General features: G+C 57.7%; 18 protein-coding genes and 1 pseudogene. 13 read left to right on the forward strand and 6 right to left on the reverse strand.

The genetic code is table 11. From position 1 onward, the window contains the following. The first annotated feature begins 38 nt into the window (after nt 1-38). From argC to MHK04_RS09950, 11 genes and pseudogenes are all read left to right on the forward strand, one after another. Nucleotides 39-1,082 (forward strand): N-acetyl-gamma-glutamyl-phosphate reductase, encoded by a 1,044-nt coding sequence (gene argC, locus MHK04_RS09900; RefSeq protein ID WP_023021636.1) that lies wholly within the window; start codon nt 39-41, stop codon nt 1,080-1,082. A 16-nt stretch (nt 1,083-1,098) separates the two neighbouring features. Further along, nucleotides 1,099-2,268 (forward strand): bifunctional glutamate N-acetyltransferase/amino-acid acetyltransferase ArgJ, encoded by a 1,170-nt coding sequence (gene argJ, locus MHK04_RS09905; RefSeq protein ID WP_023021635.1) that lies wholly within the window; start codon nt 1,099-1,101, stop codon nt 2,266-2,268. 13 nt (nt 2,269-2,281) lie between these two features. Further along, nucleotides 2,282-3,217 (forward strand): acetylglutamate kinase, encoded by a 936-nt coding sequence (gene argB, locus MHK04_RS09910; protein ID WP_239208548.1) that lies wholly within the window; start codon nt 2,282-2,284, stop codon nt 3,215-3,217. Then, the gene (locus MHK04_RS09915; protein WP_239208546.1) at nt 3,214-4,392 is read left to right on the forward strand and encodes an acetylornithine transaminase; all 1,179 of its coding nucleotides are present in this window, start codon (nt 3,214-3,216) and stop codon (nt 4,390-4,392) included. The genes argB and MHK04_RS09915 overlap by 4 nt, the downstream gene beginning before the upstream one ends. After that, the gene (gene argF, locus MHK04_RS09920; RefSeq protein ID WP_200287557.1) at nt 4,389-5,309 is read left to right on the forward strand and encodes an ornithine carbamoyltransferase; all 921 of its coding nucleotides are present in this window, start codon (nt 4,389-4,391) and stop codon (nt 5,307-5,309) included. Before MHK04_RS09915 ends, argF begins: the two co-directional genes overlap by 4 nt. 3 nt (nt 5,310-5,312) lie before the next feature. After that, nucleotides 5,313-5,795, forward strand: a complete 483-nt coding sequence (locus MHK04_RS09925; RefSeq protein ID WP_049358438.1) for an arginine repressor — start codon at nt 5,313-5,315, stop codon at nt 5,793-5,795. 81 nt (nt 5,796-5,876) lie between these two features. Further along, entirely contained in the window at nt 5,877-7,097 is a 1,221-nt protein-coding gene (locus tag MHK04_RS09930) for an argininosuccinate synthase (RefSeq protein ID WP_023021630.1), read from the forward strand. 6 nt (nt 7,098-7,103) lie between these two features. After that, complete coding sequence (gene argH / locus MHK04_RS09935; RefSeq protein ID WP_239208544.1) at nt 7,104-8,534, forward strand: argininosuccinate lyase; 1,431 nt, start codon at nt 7,104-7,106, stop codon at nt 8,532-8,534. 218 nt (nt 8,535-8,752) lie between these two features. Continuing rightward, entirely contained in the window at nt 8,753-10,270 is a 1,518-nt protein-coding gene (locus MHK04_RS09940) for an amino acid permease (protein WP_200287555.1), read from the forward strand. A 19-nt stretch (nt 10,271-10,289) separates the two neighbouring features. Continuing rightward, nucleotides 10,290-11,327: an ornithine cyclodeaminase gene (ocd, locus tag MHK04_RS09945; RefSeq protein ID WP_005323253.1), complete on the forward strand. Its 1,038-nt coding sequence runs from the start codon at nt 10,290-10,292 to the stop codon at nt 11,325-11,327. A gap of 47 nt (nt 11,328-11,374) precedes the next feature. Continuing rightward, nucleotides 11,375-11,558: pseudogene (locus tag MHK04_RS09950) on the forward strand (Trm112 family protein). A 137-nt stretch (nt 11,559-11,695) separates the two neighbouring features. Here the strand turns inward: MHK04_RS09950 and MHK04_RS09955 are convergent. The 6 genes from MHK04_RS09955 to thiC are packed head-to-tail and all read right to left on the reverse strand — an operon-like array spanning nt 11,696 to nt 17,724. Continuing rightward, entirely contained in the window at nt 11,696-12,871 is a 1,176-nt protein-coding gene (locus tag MHK04_RS09955) for a ThiF family adenylyltransferase (protein ID WP_200287554.1), read from the reverse strand. Next, a complete protein-coding gene (locus MHK04_RS09960) occupies nt 12,871-13,659 on the reverse strand; it encodes a thiazole synthase (protein WP_023021625.1) in 789 nt (262 codons plus the stop codon). The genes MHK04_RS09955 and MHK04_RS09960 overlap by 1 nt, the downstream gene beginning before the upstream one ends. Nucleotides 13,660-13,669: 10 nt before the next feature. After that, on the reverse strand, nt 13,670-13,873 hold the full coding sequence (gene thiS, locus MHK04_RS09965) for a sulfur carrier protein ThiS (protein ID WP_200287553.1): 204 nt from the start codon (nt 13,871-13,873) through the stop codon (nt 13,670-13,672). Nucleotides 13,874-13,897: 24 nt separating this feature from the next. Continuing rightward, complete coding sequence (gene thiO / locus MHK04_RS09970; RefSeq protein WP_239208542.1) at nt 13,898-15,106, reverse strand: glycine oxidase ThiO; 1,209 nt, start codon at nt 15,104-15,106, stop codon at nt 13,898-13,900. Next, nucleotides 15,099-15,764: a thiamine phosphate synthase gene (locus MHK04_RS09975; protein ID WP_034656487.1), complete on the reverse strand. Its 666-nt coding sequence runs from the start codon at nt 15,762-15,764 to the stop codon at nt 15,099-15,101. The genes thiO and MHK04_RS09975 overlap by 8 nt, the downstream gene beginning before the upstream one ends. A 28-nt stretch (nt 15,765-15,792) precedes the next feature. Further along, the gene (thiC, locus tag MHK04_RS09980) at nt 15,793-17,724 is read right to left on the reverse strand and encodes a phosphomethylpyrimidine synthase ThiC (protein ID WP_023021621.1); all 1,932 of its coding nucleotides are present in this window, start codon (nt 17,722-17,724) and stop codon (nt 15,793-15,795) included. A 264-nt stretch (nt 17,725-17,988) separates the two neighbouring features. On the opposite strand from thiC, the gene MHK04_RS09985 reads away from it, so the two are divergent. Further along, on the forward strand, nt 17,989-18,162 hold the full coding sequence (locus tag MHK04_RS09985; RefSeq protein ID WP_034656461.1) for a Trm112 family protein: 174 nt from the start codon (nt 17,989-17,991) through the stop codon (nt 18,160-18,162). A gap of 64 nt (nt 18,163-18,226) precedes the next feature. Further along, on the forward strand, nt 18,227-19,513 hold the full coding sequence (gene tyrS, locus MHK04_RS09990) for a tyrosine--tRNA ligase (RefSeq protein WP_023021619.1): 1,287 nt from the start codon (nt 18,227-18,229) through the stop codon (nt 19,511-19,513). Nucleotides 19,514-19,988: the final 475 nt, after the last annotated feature.

The raw sequence follows: 19,988 nt of genomic DNA on the forward strand, positions 1-19,988 counted from the left end.
ACATACGGTTGGGTGTATTTATTGCTATAGTCCCTTCTATGACGATTTCAGTAGCAATAGCAGGTGCGACCGGGTACGCGGGAAGCGAAATCCTTCGCCTGCTGCTGTCGCACCCGGCGTATCTTGGCGGCGAACTACGCATTGGGGCGCTAACTGCCTATTCCACCGCAGGGAAGAAGGTCGCTGAGCTTATGCCGCACCTCCCGCAGCTGGCAGACCGTGCCATTGTGGGCACGACCGCTGAAAATCTTCGCGGGCACGACATTGTATTTTTGGGCCTTCCACACGGTCATTCTGCGGCGATTGCTCAGCACGTGGGGCCGCAGACCACAGTGATCGATTGTGCGGCCGATTTTCGCCTTCGCAATAAGAAGGACTGGGACGCCTTTTATGGCGGAGAGTACGCCGGGCATTGGCCTTATGGAATCCCCGAGATTCCAGGCAATAGGGAAGTGCTGCGCGATGCCAACCGGGTAGCTGTGCCGGGGTGTTTTCCCACGGCGGTAACCCTCGCAGGTTTGCCGACAGTTGCCCACGAACTCATTGAGCCGAGCCTCTCGGTGATTGCTATTACCGGTGTTTCCGGAGCCGGGAAGAAGGCCTCCGTGGCGCAACTCGGCGCGGAAACTATGGGAAACCTGAAGGCATATAAGCCCGGCGGCACGCACCGACATACCCCGGAAATCGTGCAAAATCTGCAGCCGTTTGCGCAGGAAAAGCTTGACGTCAGCTTCACTCCGGTTCTAGCTCCCTTAACCCGAGGCATCTTGGCGACCATAACGGCGGGGATGAAAGAGGGCGTCGGCAAGCGGGAAGTAGAGACTGCATTCGGTGAGTTTTATGCCCAAGAGCCCTTCTGTCACGTGCTTCCCGCCGGTCAGCAGCCCGAGACCCAAAACGTTGTAGGTACCAATATGGTTCACCTCCAAGCCCATGTGGATGAACGCGCCCGACGCCTCGTGGTTACCGCAGCACTGGACAACCTGTGCAAAGGAACAGCCGGCGCCGCCGTGCAATGTATGAACCTAATACTCGGCTGGGATGAAACTTTGGGCTTGCCGCAAGCGGCCGTGGCCCCATAAAAACTAGGAGAAAATTATGAATGCAGCAGGAATTACTGGCCCGGCCGGCTTTAGCGCCGGCGCTACCACAGCGGGGATTAAACCCTCAGGCAAACCCGATATGGCATTAGTTGTCAATAATGGACCACGCTTTGATGCGGCGGCGGTATTTACCCGTAATCGTGTTGTGGCCTCGCCGGTGAAACTCTCCCGCAAGGCGGTGGCCGATGGCCAGCTTGCCGCTATTGTCTTTAACTCTGGAAACGCCAATGCGTGCAATGGCCCGCGGGGCGATGCGGATGCCTCCGCGCTGGTAGCCGAGGTTGCCCACTCCTTGTCCCTTCCAGAAGGAAATATTGCCGCCTGTTCGACCGGGCTTATAGGCGAGCCTTTGCCTATGGAAAAAGCGTTGGCTGGTGCAGGCGCTGTGGCGAAGGCCCTAGGCGGCAGCGCGGACCATGCTCACGCAGCGGCCGAGGCTATTTTGACCACCGATACCGTAACTAAGGAAGCCGCCTATGTTGGGGCCGGCTGGTCCGTTGGGGCCATGGGCAAGGGGGTGGGCATGATGGCCCCCTCGCTGGCGACGATGTTGGTGTGCCTTACTACCGACGCCGCCGCAAGCGCCGCTGCCCTCCAGAGTGCCCTGGACAAGGCCGTGTCGCAGACCTTCAACACCCTCGACGTGGATGGATCAACTTCTACTAATGACACGGTGATCCTCATGGCCTCTGGGGCCTCGGGTGTTTCGCCCAGCCAAGAAGAATTTGAAACGGCGGTGCTGGCGGTTTGCTCAGACATTGCGGAGCAATTGCAAGCAGATGCAGAAGGTGTAACCAAGCGCGTCAAGATCACTGTGGAAGGCACTGCCACCGACTATCAGGCCCTCAACGCCGCGCGCACCTTGGGCCGCGACAACCTGTTCAAGTGCGCCATGTTCGGCTCTGATCCGAACTGGGGGCGCGTCCTTGCGGCGGTGGGGATGGCAGATGCAGAAATGGACCCGGAAAATATCTCGGTCTATTTCAATGGCCAGCCGGTGTGTCGTGCCTCGACGGGTGTACCCGGCGCGCGCGAGGTGGACCTTAGCGGGACTGATATCGATGTCTACGTGGACCTTGGAACGGGAGGTACTGGGTCTGCGTTCGTGCGGACCACGGATCTCTCTCACGCCTACGTGGAAATCAATTCGGCGTATAGCTCCTAGGGAGGAGATGAAAATGTTTAGTGGGCTTAGTGATCAAGAGCGCGCCACCGTCCTAGCGGATGCCCTCCCGTGGCTCCAACATTATCGGGACACCATCGTAGTGGTGAAATACGGCGGCAATGCCATGGTGGACGAAGAACTTAAAGCTGCCTTTGCTGCGGACATGGTCTTTTTGCGCACCGTGGGCGTTAAGCCGGTGGTGGTGCATGGTGGTGGGCCACAGATCAACTCCATGCTCCACAAGCTTGGTATAGAAGGGGAGTTTCGAGGCGGCTTTCGCGTGACCTCTCCGGAGATCGTGGAAGTAGTTCGCATGGTGCTTTTTGGGCAGGTAGGTCGCGGATTAGTCAACCTCATCAATTCGCACGGCCCATATGCGGTGGGGACCTCTGGCGAAGACGCGGGACTATTTCGGGCCACCAAAAGGTTGGTGGAAGTCGATGGAAAACCTACCGATATTGGGATGGTCGGAGACATCGTAGAGGTCAATCCCACGGCCGTGATGGACATTATCGACGCTGGGCGCATCCCAGTGGTCTCGACCATCGCACCGGGAGAGGACGGCGCAATTTATAACATCAATGCCGATAGCGCGGCTGGGGCTTTGGCTAGCGCAATCGGGGCAGAGCGTTTGGTCATTCTCACCAATGTGGAAGGCCTATACACTGACTGGCCAAACCGCGAATCCCTCGTGTCCAAGATCGAACGTGGTCAACTTTCCAGGCTTCTTCCCCGACTGGACTCTGGCATGATTCCCAAGATGGAATCTTGCCTCAAGGCAGTAGAAGGCGGGGTATCGGCCGCGCACGTTATCGACGGCCGGATTGGCCACTCGGTGCTGCTAGAGCTTTTAACCCCGGGTGGAGTCGGAACCATGGTGCTGCCAGATGATTATAAGCAACACGACTACCCCGAAGGGACCATCTTCAGGAAGGATGATGCAGCATGAACAAGCCACAGAGCTTGACACAGCGGTGGTCGGAGACGGTCGTTGATACCTATGGCACACCGTCCATAGGTCTCGTCTCCGGCCAAGGGGCGACGCTTAACGATGAGCACGGTAAGTCCTATATTGATCTACTAGCAGGCATTGCGGTTAATTCCTTGGGATACGGCAATGAGCACGTAGCACAGGCGGTATCCCACCAGGCGCGCACTTTGGCGCATACCTCGAACCTCTTCGCCACTCAGCCAGTGCTGGATGCGGGAGCGAAGCTGATTGAGCGGGTGGGAGACGATAGCGCCCGAGTGTTCTTCTGTAACTCTGGCGCCGAAGCCAATGAGGCTGCATTTAAGCTTGCTCGCCTGACCGGGCGCCGGCGAATCCTCGCTGCCGAGCACGGCTTTCATGGACGAACCATGGGGGCACTGGCCTTGACCGGTCAGCCCGATAAACAGCGCTCTTTCCGCCCGTTGCCGGGAGGAGTGGAGTTCTATCCGTTCGGGGATGTGGAGTATCTGCGTCAGCTGGTGGAACAAGATCCCCAGGACACTGCGGCCATAATCCTGGAACCTATTCAGGGAGAAACTGGCGTCATTCCGGCCCCTGCGGGGTTCATGAAAGAGGTCAGCGAGCTGTGCGATGAATACGGAGTCCTATTAATCGTTGACGAGGTACAAACAGGCGTAGGCCGTACCGGGACGTTCTTTGCCCACGAGGTAGAAGGAATTCAACCGGACGTTATCACTATGGCGAAGGGCTTAGGTGCCGGACTACCCATCGGCGCAACGATTACCCGAGGGCGTGCCAAGGGTCTTTTTGGGCCCGGCTCTCATGGCACCACCTTTGGCGGGAACCCCGTGGCGTGCGCTGCGGCAAACGTAGTTCTTGACACCGTAGATGCGGAATTGCTCGCAGAGGTGACCCGCAAGGGGGACTATGTGCGGCAGAAATGTGAAAAATTTTCAATTGTAGATCGTGTGCGCGGCCGAGGTCTTATGCTGGGCCTTGTATTAAGCACACCGGTGGCTAAGCAGGCCGTGCGGGACGGGCTCGCACACGGGCTTATTCTCAACGCTCCCAACGAGAATGTTCTTCGACTAACCCCACCTTTGGTCATTTCCCAGCATGAACTCGACACAGCACTATCAACTCTCGGAACCATATTGGAGGAACTGGCATGAGCTTGCGGCACTTCCTAGCTGACGATGATCTCAGCCCACAAGAACAAGCGACGGTTTTAGATTTAGCTGAAAAGCTAAAGAAGGAGCCCTTTGCAGAGCGCCCCTTAGAAGGCCCCAAGACCGTGGCGGTTCTCTTTGATAAAACGTCTACGCGCACCCGCTTTTCCTTTGAAACCGCGGTAGCGAATATGGGCGGCAGGGGTATTACCGTCGACACTTCTACAACCCAGATGGGCAAGGGGGAATCTTTTCAAGATACGGCGGCGGTGCTTTCAAGGTACGTGGAGGCCATTGTGTGGCGTACGTTTGAGCACGACAATCTGCTCCAGATGGCAGAGACTGCTACCGTACCTTTGATTAATGCGCTTTCTGATGACCTACATCCCTGCCAGATCCTGGCTGATTTGCTGACCTGTCGCGAGAATCTAGGTGATCTGCCGGGTAAAAAGGCCGTCTACCTAGGCGATGGCGATAATAATATGGCCAACTCGTACATGATCGGTTTTGCCACGGCCGGTATGGACGTCTCCATCATTGCGCCAGAGGGATTTCAGCCTCGCCAGGAATTCATTGACCGCGCGCGTCAGCGGGGCAATATCACCATTACTGATGATGTCAATGAAGTAGAAGGCGCAGACGTCGTGATTACGGATACCTGGGTTTCTATGGGACAGGAAAATGATGGTCGTGATAGGCACACGCCGTTCCTGCCTTATCAGGTTGACTCGACCATAATGAGCAAAGCACATAAGGATGCAATATTCTTACATTGTTTGCCGGCGTACCGTGGAAACGAGGTCACGACTGAGGTGATCGATGGTCCGCAGTCGCGAGTCTTCGATGAAGCGGAAAATCGCCTGCATGCGCAGAAGGCGCTTCTCGTCTGGTTGCTCGAAGTAAATAAGGAGATCAACTAAGTAATGAACACCCCGACCACCCGCAATGCTCGGCAGGCCAAGATTCTAGAGATTTTGGACCGCAATCGCGTCACCAGCCAGGTGCAGCTATCCGAGCTGCTTCTCGCAGACGGCATTGACATCACGCAGGCCACTTTGTCCCGTGACTTGGATGAGTTGGGAGCGAAGAAGGTAAAGCGTGATGGCGGCCGTTCCTATTACATGGTCGGCGGTGAGCTGGAGCAATTTGAAGATCAGGTGGGAGGGCCCCGCGAAAAGCTGCGACGCATGCTCGATGAATTGGTGGTATCCCATGATTCTTCCGGCAATATTGCGATGCTGCGCACGCCAGCGGGCGCGGCCCAGTACCTGGCTAGTTTTATTGACAGGGTAGGGCTGCACGATGTCATTGGTTGTATCGCCGGTGATGACACCATTTTCGTCTTGGCGCGCGAGGGTGTCACAGGCGCAGATTTGGCCGTGACGCTTACCACGCGGAATCTTTAGACGGTGGGAGTGGAAATTCTTACCACCGTCGTATATTATGTACTTAAATGAATTGTTTCCAATAGATCGAGGAGATTTACCATGTCCGCACGCGTAGTCTTGGCCTACTCCGGTGGCCTTGATACTTCTGTTGCTATTCCGTATCTGGCAAAAATGACCGGCGGCGATGTTGTTGCCGTTTCCCTGGACTTGGGTCAAGGTGGCGAGGATATGGAATCGGTGCGCCAGCGTGCACTTGACTGCGGTGCCGTAGAGTCCATCGTTATCGATGCCAAGGATGAGTTCGCAGAGGAGTACTGCGTTCCCACCATTCAGGCAAACGGCATGTATATGAAGCAATACCCGCTGGTATCGGCCATTTCCCGTCCGCTCATTACCAAGCACCTTGTTAAGGCTGCCCAGGAATTTGGCGGCACCCACGTCTCCCACGGCTGCACCGGCAAGGGCAATGACCAGGTACGCTTTGAGGTTTCTTTCCGTGCCCAGGATCCTTCTCTCGAAATTATCGCTCCTGCACGTGATTATGCGTGGACCCGCGATAAGGCCATCGCCTTTGCGGAGGAGATCAACCTGCCAATTGAGCAGTCCGCCTCCTCGCCATTTTCTATCGACCAGAATCTGTGGGGCCGCGCCGTCGAAACTGGATTCCTAGAGGATCTGTGGAATCCACCGACAAAGGACCTATACGCCTACACCGAGGACCCGGGTCTGGGCAATGCCCCGGATGAAATTATCCTCTCCTTTGAAAAGGGCATCCCCGTGGCGGTAGATGGCCAAAAGATGTCCCCGCTGCAGATCATTGAAGAGGTCAACCGCCGCGCAGGTGCACAGGGTATTGGTCGCCTAGATATGGTCGAGGACCGTTTGGTGGGCATTAAGTCCCGTGAGGTCTACGAAGCTCCGGGTGCAATGGTCCTTATCCAAGCGCACGAAGCGCTAGAGGATGTCACTGTGGAGCGCGAGTTGGCTCGCTACAAGCGCCTCACCGATGCTCGTTGGTCCGAGGAGGTCTACGACGGCCTCTGGCATTCGCCGCTGAAGCGTTCCCTGGACGCTTTCATTGCGGAATCTCAGGAAAACGTCACCGGCGATATTCGCCTAAGCATGCACGCCGGCACCGCCACGGTGACCGGGCGCCGCTCTGGCCAGTCGCTGTATTCCTTTGATCTTGCCACCTATGACACCGGCGATTCCTTCGACCAAACCGCCGCAAAGGGCTTTGTTCAGCTGCACGGCCTGTCTACCCAGATTTCCAATCAGCGCGACCGCGATGGCGGTTTCCCGACCAGCGCCCAGAAGTAGAAGCATATGGAATCACATAAGACTAATGAAGGTGCCCTGTGGGGCGGCCGCTTTTCCGGCGGACCCTCCGAGGCAATGTTTGCCCTCTCTGTATCCACCCACTTTGACTGGGTCCTCGCGCCTTATGACGTATTAGCCTCCAAGGCGCATGCCAAAGTGCTGCACAAGGCAGGCTTGCTATCCGACGCCGACCTGGACACCATGCTCGCCGGTCTCACCGAGCTAGGGGAGAAGGTGGATTCTGGCGAATTCCGCCCGGCGCCGACAGATGAGGACGTCCACGGTGCGATGGAACGCGGGCTCATTGAGATTGTCGGGCCGGAAGTAGGCGGTCGCCTGCGTGCTGGCCGCTCGCGTAATGACCAGGTAGCGACGCTGTTTCGCATGTGGGTACGCGATGCCATTCGTGATACCGCCGCCCAGGTGAGCGACTTGGTGGATGCCTTGGCCGATCAAGCCGCATCCCATCCCGATGCCATCATGCCGGGCAAGACTCACTCGCAAGCCGCGCAACCAATTCTGCTAGCACACGAACTTTTGGGCCATGCGCAGCCGCTTCTGCGCGATATCGAGCGCCTGCAGGATTTGGACAAGCGCCTAGCCGTGTCTCCCTATGGCTCTGGCGCGCTTGCTGGTTCATCTTTGCAGCTCGACCCAGAGTCGATTGCAGAAGAGCTAGGGTTCGACTCCGCTGCTGAAAACTCCTTGGACGGCACTGCGGCTCGTGACTTCGCATCCGAGACTGCCTTCGTTTTGGCGCAGATCGCGGTGGATATGTCCCGCCTCTCGGAAGAAATCATCTATTGGTGCACACCGGAATACGGCTATGTCACGCTTGATGATGCTTGGTCGACGGGTTCGTCCATCATGCCGCAGAAGAAGAATCCGGACGTGCCGGAACTTACCCGCGGCAAGACTGGCCGCCTTATTGGCAATCTCACTGGGCTTTTGTCCACGCTGAAGGCTCAGCCGCTGGCCTATAATCGTGACCTGCAGGAAGACAAGGAGCCAATCGTTGACTCGGTGACACAGCTTAACCTGCTGCTGCCGGCGATGACCGGTCTTGTATCGACGCTGACGTTTCATGAGGACCGCATGCGCGAGTTGGCTCCGCGCGGGTTTACGCTGGCTACCGATTTGGCTGAATGGATGGTCCGCCAAGGTGTTCCTTTCCGTGAAGCGCACGAAGCCTCCGGCGCCTGCGTACGGATTGCTGAGGAACGTGGGGTGGACCTAATCGACCTCAGCGACGAGGACCTAGCGGGCGTCGACAAGCGGCTAAAACCAAGCGTCCGTGAAGTGCTCACCATCGATGGAGCAGTTGCCTCTCGTGACACCAAGGGTGGCACGGCCGGCGCTCGGGTGGCTGAGCAACGGGAAAAGGTACGTGAACGGGCCGCCGCTGCCCGTACCTGGGCGCAGACTCCACTGCGCTAACTAGTTTTCCCTCGGAATACCGCATGGCCGTAGGCCATGCGGTTCTTTTATGCCTAGATGTGGGGGTAGGGGATTAGCCCCTATTCCCAACCCCCCAACTGCATTGTTGAACACAATGGGGGTGCCGGTGACGTGGGTTACAATGTGGTGCGGTACTATCCTTGCAGAGAATGTGACCTAACAGACGCATTCATGTCAATGAAAGGACGATCTCTCCCATGACAGTAAATTCGCCGCCGCCCACAGCGGGGCCGCACGAGCACGAGAAGGCGGTCTACGCTTCGGAAGACCACGGCCTGCAAAAGGGGATGGGCAATCGCCAGCTCCAGATGATCGCCATCGGTTCTGCCATTGGTACCGGTCTTCTTTTGGGTACCGGTAGCCGCTTGCAAGACGCCGGACCGTTCCTAGCGGTGCTGTACCTTATTTGTGGCTTCTTTGGCTATATCATCCTGCGTTCTCTTGGCGAGCTCATTGTCTATCGCCCCAGCTCCGGTTCCTTCGTCTCCTATGCCCGTGAGTTCTACGGTGAGAAGACCGCTTTTGTCACAGGCTGGTTGTACTGGGGAAACTGGGCGATGACCTTGGTGGCGGACGGCACAGCCGTAGCTATCTACATCAAGTGGTTTAGCCAGTACACGTCGTGGCTCGACGCCGTTCCGCAGTGGGCACTGGCCCTCGTTGTTATCTGCGGCATCCTTGTATTCAACATGCTCTCGGTGAAGATCTTCGGCGAGCTGGAGTACTGGTTCTCCCTCATCAAAATTGTCGCGTTGATCATCTTCATGTTGGTGGCCATCGGTGTCCTTATTCTTGGCCACCCGAGCGGCGATCCCACCGGCTTTAGCCTCTTTTCTGATAACGGTGGCTGGCTGCCCAATGGCCTCATGCCTGCCGTCATCGTTGTCCAAGGTGTCGTCTTTGCCTACGCCGGCATCGAGCTTGTTGGAACCACCTCCGGTGAGACTAAAAATGTAGAAAAGCATATCCCGCGCGCAGTCAACAATGTGCTGCTCCGCATCTTGATTTTCTACTTCGGCTCCGTGCTATTGCTGACCTTGGTGTTGCCATACACTAACTATGTCGCAGATGTTTCGCCGTTCGTGACCTTCTTTGAGTCCCTGGGCGTTGGCGCGGCGGCTCCGATTTTCCAGCTTGTCGTTATCACCGCTGCGATTTCCTCGCTCAACGCTGGCCTGTATTCCACCGGCCGCATTATGTACAACATGTCCACCTCCGGCTCCGGCCCGAAGTTTGGCGCTCGCATGTCCAAGTCTGGTGTTCCCTACGGCGGCATCGTCATGGCGGCCATGGTGGGCTTGGTAGGCGTCTTCCTCAACTATGTGGTGCCGGAGATGGCGTTTGAAATCGTGCTCAACCTGGCAGCCTTGGGTACATTGGCGTCCTGGGCGGCAGTTGCGCTCTCGCACCTCAAGTTTGTACACCTGGCTAAGAGTGGACGCTACACGCGGCCGGGATACCGATCACCATTCGGTCAAGGCGGCGACTGGGCCGTACTCATCTTCATTGGCCTAGTCATTATCCTGATGGCCTTTGACTATCCAATCGGAACCTATGCGCTTGCTTCCACTCTGCTCCTCGTTCCGGTCTTTATGGCAATGTGGTACGCATGGCGCGACCGTATTCGTACAATCGCGGAAGAGAGGAAGGCCAAGCACCTGCCAACCTCCAGCTTCCCGGCCGCACCGCAAACAGACCTTCACCCGAAGAATTAAAACTAGGAAAGGAATTCTTATGAACCACGCTGTTAAGTTCGTAGACGTAGAAAATATGGCGCGCTGGATTCAGCGCGAGGGCGTTGAAAACATCATTACCGGAATGGTGGATTACCTCGAGGCTGACTACCGCGAGTGGGAGCGCTTTGACAAGATTCCGCGCGTTGCCTCCCACACCCCATTCGGTGTCATCGAGCTCATGCCGACCTCTAACGGTAAGGAGTACTCCTTCAAGTACGTCAACGGCCACCCGTCCAATCCGGCCCGTGGTTTCCAGACCGTTACCGCCTTTGGCGTGCTTGCCGACGTCGACAATGGCTACCCCACCTTCGAAGCCGAGATGACGCTGCTTACCGCACTGCGTACTGCCGCAACCTCCGCCATGGTGGCAAAGCACCTAGCACGCAAGGACTCCAAGCGCATGGCCATGGTCGGTGCCGGATCCCAGTCTGAATTCCAGGCCTTGGGCTTCCGTGGCGTGATGGGCATCGAGGACATCACTATTTATGACATTGACCCTGAGGCGGTAGAGAAGTTCAAGCGCAATCTGGAGCCACTGGGCTTTAATATCACTGCCTGCTCTAGCGTCGACGAGGCAGTTCTTGGCGCAGACATTATTACCACCTGCACTGCAGACAAGGCACAAAACCAGATTCTGGCCGAGCGCCACGTCGCCCCAGGTGTCCACCTCAACGCTGTTGGCGGTGACTGCCCAGGTAAGACCGAGCTGGAAAGCTCCATTCTGGACAAGTCCAAGGTCTTCGTGGAGTTCCCGGAGCAGACTCGCATCGAGGGCGAAATTCAGCAGAAGCCCGAAGACTTCCCGGTTGTCGAGTTCTACCAGGTGCTCACCGGCCAGGCCACCGGCCGCGATGACGATGAGCAGATCACCCTCTTCGATGATGTCGGATTCGCAATCAACGACTTCTCCGCGCTGCGTTACCTGCGTGATTCCGTCAAGGGAACCGACTTGGAGTCCGAGATCGACATCATTGCCAACCCGGACGATCCTAAGGATCTGTTCTCCTTGGTTGCTAACGTTCCGTCCTTGCTTTAAAGCAAAGGTGGGGTAGAGGGATTTTACTTCTCCCTCTACCCGCTGGGATTAGATGTAAGAGTCTTGACCCAAAGTTGCTCGAGGTACTTGTCCGTCCGCAGGACAAGGGCCTGTTGATATATCCGGAAGATAAGCAAGTCCTTGTCAATGAGCGTTCCTAGCATTGCCTATCCCATTGAAGATGACGTTCCAGTAATTCTGGTAGGCCACGCGATGAAATGGCCCTCCTGAATCTGGATTCTATGTAAAGTCTGGATACTCTGTGCTAAACAGGTGACTCCCCAGCACCTTTTTATGAATCCAACGCGAAGTTCAAGGTGGACCTACCGGAAAACCCGAATCACCTTGTCATCGACATCATTGTCTAGCTAGTGCTTAGGTATTCCGTGGAACGCTGCGGGCTGGCTTGTTATGCCGCCTGCGACGTTTAGCATATTAATACCACGCTGTTTTGCATCCGCGGCGAAGGTCGAGATGAAGTTGGCCGATCGCTTGCCGGAAGCACAGTATACCCACGCTTTGCGCTGCCCTTCGGCCTGCAGGGAATCGAGCAGGCAGCGCGCCACCTCTGGATCGTCCTGCCACACGGAGGTTGGTAAATGGTAATGCTCTGTGCCGGCAGCAAAAAAGAAATCATCTATGGCAGCCTCCCCGGCCTCGCGCACGTCGATGGCCGTGGCACCGTCGCGCAGATCTTCGAACATCTCGGGGGCAGTGGCAGCGGCAGCGGCAGCATCGGCATCCGGCACGGCACAAGCTGCGCTACCGTAGTCTTGCTGCAGCTGTATGGTTAGCTCGCGTGCCGGGTCGTGGGGCACGCGGAAGTGAGTGATGGAGGCGGTCAGGGCATCGTAGATGCTCAACAAGCCCACCCGGTCGTGGTTCATGCCGGTTGCGAACTGGATTAGCTCGGTGGACATCAAGCCCGCGACCACGCTGGTGGTTACGCCCAGCACACCGGCGGTGGCGCAATCCGGCACGGAATCTGGGTCGGGTTGCAGGGGATAGAGGTCGCGCATGCCCACGCCGGACTCGGCGCCGGGCCCAGACCACCACACTGCGCAGTCGCCCCGGTAGCGAAGCACCGAGCCCCACACCAGCGGGGTGCCTGTGATCTCCGCAGCATCCGCTGCTAGGAACTTGGTGGCAAACGTGTCAGAACCATCCACTAGGATGTCCACCCCACGAAGGTAGCCCACGGCATTGTCGACGGTAAAACGGTCGCGAATCGCATGTACTACGATGCCGGTCTGCAGCTGCCGGAGCTTTTCGGCGGCGACGTCCACCTTGGGCCTTCCCACATCGTGGGTGCCGAACAGGATCTGGCGGTGGATGTTAGTGAGATCCACCGTGTCGTCATCGATCACAGAGATTTCGCCAACACCGGCGGCAGCTAGCTGCTGCATCAGGGGGCAGCCCAATCCGCCAGCGCCGATGACGAACACGTGGGTGCCGTGCAGCGCCTCTTGCTGGGGGATGCCGAAGCCAGGCAATAGGGTTTGGCGGGCTACTCTGTACAACTCTTCACGGGGCAGTGGGCTCATTACAGGACTTTGTCTTCCCAGCTAGCCAACCCCTCGAATGATGACGAGGCCACGGCGTGCTGCCGTTTCGGAATGCGGCCAGCTTGCCGGGCCAACCGGCCACCTTCCACGGCGTATTTCATTGCAGTGGCCATCGCCATGGGGTCCTGGCAGCGGTTAATAGCACTCGCTAAAAGCACGCCATCGCAGCCCAGCTCCATGGCCAGTGCAGCATCGGAGGCCGTGCCCACACCGGCATCCAGCAGCACGGGAACATGGGTGCGCGAACAGATCAGCTCGATGTTGTGCGGGTTCAGGATGCCTAGGCCCGTGCCGATGGGCGAGCCTAAAGGCATCACCGCTTCCACGCCCACGTCTTCTAGACGCTTGGCGACGATCGGATCGTCGCTGGTATATGCCAGCACCACAAATCCTTCAGCAACCAGCATCTCGCAGGCATCCACGAGCTCTACCACGTCGGGCAGAAGCGTATGGTCATCCGCGATAACTTCCACCTTCACCCAATTGGTGCCCAGCGCCTCGCGGGCTAGCTTGGCGGTTGTTACTGCGTCCCGGGCGGTGCGGCACCCAGCAGTGTTGGGCAGCACGTCAATGCCCAATCGCTGCAAGAGCTCGAAGATGGATTCCCCACCGGTGCTAGCGCTCGTGGCACTGTGCCTACGCATGGCAACGGTGGTCAGCTGTGTACCGCTGGCAACTAAGGATTGTTCCAACATAGCCTGGCTACTTGCCCCGCCGGTTCCCATCACTAGGTGCGAATCGAATTGTTTATCTGCGATAGAAAGCATGAGTAAAGCCCTACCCGCCCTGCACGGCGATCAGGATATCCATTTCATCGCCGTCGGTAACTTCATAAGACCAGTCGCTGGCTGGGATCACGTCGCCATTGACGGCCACGGCGACGCCTTTCGGCGAGGCATCGCCGGTCTCTGCTTTTACGACGGCAGCCACGGTGATATGCCCCTCGCTGCTGCGGCGCTTTCCATTAAGCGTGTATTCCATGGTGCTTATTCCTTTCTTTTGTGGCTATCGGGGTGGGCTGTATCGGGCCTGGCGTAGTGGATCGCAGGCAGAGATGTCTATCTCCAACCCGTTGGCGGGGTAGGTGCCCAACCCCAACTGGGCACCTACCTTAGCCCCAAAGGCGGACAACAGGATTCCGTGGCGGAAGTAGCCGGTGGAGATCACCAGCCCGTCGCGCACCTTGCCAAGGTAGGGCAGATCATCTGGTGTGCCGGGCCGGGCGCCGACGATGGCTTCGATGAACTCGCAATCCTCTAGCCCAGGAACCACGCGGATGGCGTCTCGAAGAAGCGTGTGCACACCGTCTACAGAAGGACCTTTGCGGTTGTCTTCGCGGCTGGTTGCACCGACGGCGATGGTGCCATCGGTGCGGGGGATGACATAAACCGGCCGGTCCTCCACGAATGCGCGCACCACTCGGGTAAGCGGTTCGCCACTGGTGTGCACCAGCGCGTCTGGGACCCGCAGCCGCAGCATGTCACCGTACACCGGCCGTAGCGCTAGGGGATTGACACCCTCGAACCAGCCGTCTACGTCTTTGGCACCTAGCCCGTTGCAGAGATAGACCGTGTCGCCGGTGGCCACTCGGCCATCGGTGAGCTGTACATCGTGCCCGTTGATGCGCGTTGCGGCCGTCGCCACGAAGCGAACTCCGGCTTGCTGCAGGTAGTCCAACAGGCACGCGCTGAACATGCGCGGGTTGATCTGATGGTCGCCCGGGATTTCCACTGCCGCCGCCAACTGGGGGCTTAGCCCCTGCTCTAGCCTTCGGGCTTGCCGTAGTGTCAGCGCCTGGGCATCCATACCGTGTCTTTGCTGCAGCGCCAGCAACTCGCGGATATGGACGCCATCGGCGCGGTCGGCACCCACCACCAGGGTGGATTCACTGCGGTGCCCGGTCGGTGCGGTAGTTTTCTTACCCAACCTGGCCAGCAGGTGGGGGAACATCTCGCCCGAAGCCACCATCAGCGGGTACAGCGGCTCTTGCCGGTATTGCACCTCCGCAACCGGCGCCAGCATGCCACCGGCCACGAACGTGGCACCGCTAATGGGCTGGGGATCGACCACGACAATTTCTTGTGGGGATACGCCCGCTTCCACCAATTCGAATGCCGTGGCCAGCCCGATGATTCCCGCGCCAATGATGGCGTGCTCCGCGCGTAGCTTCTGACTATCGGGGTGGTTGCCCGGGCTGAGAACAGTGTTATTCATGTGAACCGATTGCTGCATTCCCGTTCACCCGATCGAAAGCTTGCACAACCGTGGTCGCCAAGGTAGTCGGATCATCGGAGTCCATGAAGGCGCGCACAATCGCCACACCAGACACACCGGTTTGGGCCAGTGCTGCGGCATCGGTGGCCTGTACATCACCGATTGCCACGACCGGAACGGCCGAGGCCGCCACGAGTGGGGGATAGCCTTCCAACCCCAGCGGAGTGCGGCCGGAGATTTTCGTCGGGGTGGGGCGGAACGGACCGGCACCGATGTAGTCGATCACATCTGCGTACTCGTTAGCGTCCTGCACTAGCTCTAGGGTTCCGGTGGTCAGCCCGATGATCGCATCCTCGCCAAGAATCTGCCGCGCCAGGTGCGGGTTCAAGTCGTCTTGGCCGATGTGTACGCCGTGGATGTGGTGATCATCCATTAGGGCGGCCGCTACATCCACTCGGTCATCGATAAGCACCTTCGTTGCCGGATTGGCTTCCTCGACTGCCGCGGCAACGTCGATAGCTAGGGCGGTCAGATCGCGCACGCTGATGGGCTTGCTGCGCACTTGAATCACGCCCGCACCACCGGCGGCCGCTGCCGCGGCAACCTGGACGACCTTTTCCTGCGGTGCTCCCGTAACGTGGTAGCACCGCAGATCCAGGTGGCTACCCTGCGCAGCAGGGCGAGGCTTAGCGCTCACTGGGGATCGCTGCTTCCTTCTCCAGATCCTCGGCCACTTCCTTGGCCTCATTGCGGTCTAGATACAGCTTGGATCCCGCACGGCGGAACTCCTCGGCCATTTCTTCTTCGCCTTCGGTATTAGTGACGCGTTCTCCGTCTACACTCTGGCGCCCGAAGCCTGGCAAGCCGAGGTCCTTGACTAGCGTTTGCTTCTGGTCGGTGGCCAGAGCCTCATCGATCTTGTCACCGAATGCGTCGCGGATGTCCTGGCTGATCCGCATGGAGCAGAACTTAGGTCCACACATCGAGCAGAAGTGAGCGGTCTTTGCCGGCTCCGCGGGCAGAGTTTCGTCGTGGTAGGACTGGGCAGTATCCGGGTCTAGGGACAGGGCAAATTGATCGTGCCAGCGGAACTCGAAGCGCGCCTTGCTCATCGCATCGTCCCACTCGTGGGCGCCAGGGTGGCCCTTGGCGACGTCGGCGGCGTGGGCGGAGACCTTGTAGGTAATTACACCGGTCTTCACGTCGTCCTTGTTCGGCAGGCCAAGGTGCTCCTTCGGGGTGACGTAGCACAGCATTGCGGTACCTCCCATGGCGATATTGGCCGCACCGATGGCGGAGGTAATGTGGTCGTAGCCAGGCGCAATATCGGTGACCAGCGGCCCCAGGGTATAAAACGGTGCGCCGCCGCACCATTCCTGCTCTTTTTCATTGTTAACCTGCACCATGTTAAGCGGCACGTGGCCTGGGCCTTCGACCATGACCTGAACGTCGTACTCCCAGGCGCGGTGGGTTAGCTCGCCGATGGTCTTCAGCTCAGCGAACTGGGCTGCGTCGTTGGCATCGGCGATGGAGCCTGGGCGCAGGCCGTCGCCCAGAGAGAACGCAACGTCGTACTTGGCGAAGATCTCGCACAGCTCGTCGAAGTTCTCGTACAGGAAGGACTCCTTGTGATGAGCCAAGCACCAGCCGGCCATGATGGAACCGCCGCGGGAAACGATGCCGGTTACGCGCTTGGTGGTCAGCGGCACGAAGGGCAGGCGTACGCCGGCGTGGATCGTCATGTAGTCCACACCTTGTTCGCATTGTTCGATCACGGTATCGCGGAAGATTTCCCAGGTCAGGTCCTCGGCTACGCCGTCGACTTTCTCGAGTGCCTGGTAAATCGGCACGGTACCGATCGGTACCGGGGAGTTGCGCATGATCCACTCGCGAGTGGTGTGAATGTCGTTACCGGTGGATAGGTCCATTACGGTGTCTGCACCCCAGCGGGTGGCCCAGCGCAGCTTGTCTACCTCTTCGCGGATGGACGAGCTCACCGCGGAGTTACCGATATTGGCGTTGATCTTCGTATTGAAGGCATTGCCGATGATCATCGGCTCAGATTCCGGGTGGTTGATGTTGTTCGGGATGATCGCCTTGCCGGAGGCAACCTGCTCGCGCACCTTTTCTACGTCGCAGTGTTCGCGCAGTGCGACGTATTCCATCTCCGGGGTGATAATACCCTGGCGGGCGTAGTGCATCTGGGTTACGCGCTTGCCCTCCTTGGCCCGCAGCGTCTGGCGGCTAGCGCCTTTCCATTCGTCACTGGCCTCGCCACGTTTGAGGGCGCGGTTACCGTCATCCAACAGGTTGCGGCGCCTGCCCTCGTAGGCTTCTACATCACCGCGGGCTTCGATCCACTCACTGCGCAAAGCCTCCAGGCCCTCGGTCGGTTCGGCCCAGGGGCCGCGAGTGCGGTAGAGCTTCTGCGGTGGATTCGGGCCCGTTGGGGAATCGTCCAGCTGAACTTCGGTTTCCGGCACCTGTAGGGTGAAGGTCTTGCCGAAGGATTCCACCTGCTTTTCGATGGGGGCGAAGCTGTGCTTCGGGTGGATTTCCGCACCATAGTCGTCATTCGGGATGGTAGTGCGGGTGTGCTGTGTAGACGGATCCGTCATAAAAGTCTCTCCTCATTCTTCCTTCGCTGGTTCTAACCAGGCAGGTTCTAGCGGTACTCGCGCGGGGATTACAGCGCGATCTCAGCTCGATACCTCGAGCGCCCGTGTTCGGTTGCACTTCCTACTGTAACGCACAGCACCCGCGTGTTAAGTCCTAGGGCGGACGGTTGATTGGACAGCCTCAATGAGCAAAGTAGAAAAGCGGTAAACAACTACAGAGAGTCACTCGGTGGGATGGCTGGGGCACGGGTTAGACTTAACAGCATGATTGATCAGAAGCTCCTAGAGATCCTCGCGTGCCCGATCGACAAGCAACCGCTGGAGGATCACGGCGACTATTTGGTTAACCCTAGGCTGAACAAGGCCTATCCGGTGCAGGACGGCATTCCGGTCCTGCTGGTGGACGAGGCTAAGGACTGGCCCATTGGGTCCAAGTAACTAAAGCCACACGCTCTGGAAAAGCAGACACTTAGATAATTAGGGAACAGGGGAGCACCTACGTATGACTAACAACACGAACATTGTTGACGAACTGGAATGGCGCGGGCTCATTAACCAGTCCACGGATTTGGAGGCTTTGAAAGAGGCCACAGAGAACCCGATCAGCTTGTACTGCGGTTTCGATCCGACGGGAAGCTCGCTGCACGCTGGGCACCTAGTACCACTGATTATGCTGAAACGCTTTCAGCAATTCGGCCACCGTCCAATCGCGCTGGCCGGCGGTGCGACGGGAATGATTGGTGACCCACGTGATGTTGGGGAGCGTTCTATGCTCACGGAAGAGCAGATCGCAGAGAATATGCAGATGATCAAGACACAACTTGAATCTTTCGTGGACTTCACCGATGAGAGTGACGTTTCAAGCCCAGCGGTGATGGTGAACAACGCGGACTGGATTAGCCAGATCAACGTCATCGAGTACCTGCGCGATATCGGTAAGAATTTCTCGCTGAATACCATGCTGGACCGCGATACGGTTAAGCGCCGCTTGGAGTCCGATGGCATTTCCTACACCGAGTTTTCCTACATGCTGCTGCAGGCTAACGACTTTGTGCACCTGCACAATGAGTACGACTGTGTCCTGCAGATTGGCGGTGGCGACCAGTGGGGCAACATCGTTTCCGGTGTGGATCTGAACCGGCGCGTGAATGGTGCGAAAGTCCACGGCCTGACGGTACCGCTGGTGACGGACGCCGAGGGTAATAAGTTCGGCAAATCCACCGGCGGCGGCAAGCTATGGTTGGATCCGCAGCTGACCAGCCCATACTCCTGGTACCAGTACTTTATTAATGCTGGAGACGCGGTGGTTATCGATTACCTGCGTTGGTTTACATTCTTGACTCAGGAGGAGATCGCGGATCTGGAGCGCAAGGTAGAGGAGGAACCCTACAAGCGTGAGGCGCAGCGAGTGTTGGCGCGAGAAATGACCACACTGGTCCACGGCGCACAAGCCACCGAAGCAGTGGAGCTGGCCTCTCAAGCTTTGTTCGGTAAGGCGGAGTTGCAGGATTTGGACGAGGCCACCCTGTCTTCTGCATTGCAGGAGACCGAGGTAGCGGAAGTCAGCTCGGATGCCACGATCCTGGATCTATTGGTAGGTGCGGGATTGGAGAAATCGAAGGGTGCCGCGCGCCGCACTGTGGGTGAAGGCGGTGCATACGTGAATAACCAGCGCATCGAGGACATCGAATGGTCTCCGTCTTCCCAAGACCTCCTGCATGGCTCGTGGCTAGTATTGCGCAAGGGCAAGAAGCGCTTCGCTGGGGCACGGGTTGTGAATCCTTCCTAATGCCGTCACGCTTCGTGTCAATAAGGTAGCTACATGATCCCTTGGTAACGGTTATTGGCCATTTACCAGGGGATTTGTGTGTTTCTAGGTGTGGGGTGTAGCTTTATCGAAGTCGCTGAGAGGTAGCCGGGAGGTTACTTGTGAGCGAATTTTGTACGGACTTGGTTCGATGATTTGATTTTGTTCTTTGAGTTGAGTAAGTTTGTACGGGCTGCCGATGAGAGGTTAACGGGAAGTTAATTTTCTGTTGGTTGGTGGTGATGTTTGAGAACTCAATAGTGTGCCAATGTACTTTTTATTTTTTGTGTGCATGGTTGTGTGTTGATTGGTTTGTCTGCCAATAAGCCTTTTGGTTGGTTTGTTGGTTGGTGTGTGCCGGTTGGGTATGTGGAACACGTACCTTTTTGAATGCTGTTTGGTGTTTCGGCTGCATTGAGATGGATTGGTTGGCATGTGATTGTGTTTACCTTTTTTG

Source organism: Corynebacterium nasorum (assembly GCF_022345765.1).
Lineage (GTDB): Bacteria > Actinomycetota > Actinomycetes > Mycobacteriales > Mycobacteriaceae > Corynebacterium > Corynebacterium kefirresidentii.

Coding starts and splice junctions, on each gene's coding strand:
- argC (WP_023021636.1), top strand. CDS start 39: ATGACGATTTCAGTAGCAATAGCAGGTGCGACCGGGTACGCGGGAAGC.
- argJ (WP_023021635.1), top strand. CDS start 1,099: ATGAATGCAGCAGGAATTACTGGCCCGGCCGGCTTTAGCGCCGGCGCT.
- argB (WP_239208548.1), top strand. CDS start 2,282: ATGTTTAGTGGGCTTAGTGATCAAGAGCGCGCCACCGTCCTAGCGGAT.
- MHK04_RS09915 (WP_239208546.1), top strand. CDS start 3,214: ATGAACAAGCCACAGAGCTTGACACAGCGGTGGTCGGAGACGGTCGTT.
- argF (WP_200287557.1), top strand. CDS start 4,389: ATGAGCTTGCGGCACTTCCTAGCTGACGATGATCTCAGCCCACAAGAA.
- MHK04_RS09925 (WP_049358438.1), top strand. CDS start 5,313: ATGAACACCCCGACCACCCGCAATGCTCGGCAGGCCAAGATTCTAGAG.
- MHK04_RS09930 (WP_023021630.1), top strand. CDS start 5,877: ATGTCCGCACGCGTAGTCTTGGCCTACTCCGGTGGCCTTGATACTTCT.
- argH (WP_239208544.1), top strand. CDS start 7,104: ATGGAATCACATAAGACTAATGAAGGTGCCCTGTGGGGCGGCCGCTTT.
- MHK04_RS09940 (WP_200287555.1), top strand. CDS start 8,753: ATGACAGTAAATTCGCCGCCGCCCACAGCGGGGCCGCACGAGCACGAG.
- ocd (WP_005323253.1), top strand. CDS start 10,290: ATGAACCACGCTGTTAAGTTCGTAGACGTAGAAAATATGGCGCGCTGG.
- MHK04_RS09955 (WP_200287554.1), bottom strand. CDS start 12,871: ATGAGCCCACTGCCCCGTGAAGAGTTGTACAGAGTAGCCCGCCAAACC.
- MHK04_RS09960 (WP_023021625.1), bottom strand. CDS start 13,659: ATGCTTTCTATCGCAGATAAACAATTCGATTCGCACCTAGTGATGGGA.
- thiS (WP_200287553.1), bottom strand. CDS start 13,873: ATGGAATACACGCTTAATGGAAAGCGCCGCAGCAGCGAGGGGCATATC.
- thiO (WP_239208542.1), bottom strand. CDS start 15,106: ATGAATAACACTGTTCTCAGCCCGGGCAACCACCCCGATAGTCAGAAG.
- thiC (WP_023021621.1), bottom strand. CDS start 17,724: ATGACGGATCCGTCTACACAGCACACCCGCACTACCATCCCGAATGAC.
- MHK04_RS09985 (WP_034656461.1), top strand. CDS start 17,989: ATGATTGATCAGAAGCTCCTAGAGATCCTCGCGTGCCCGATCGACAAG.
- tyrS (WP_023021619.1), top strand. CDS start 18,227: ATGACTAACAACACGAACATTGTTGACGAACTGGAATGGCGCGGGCTC.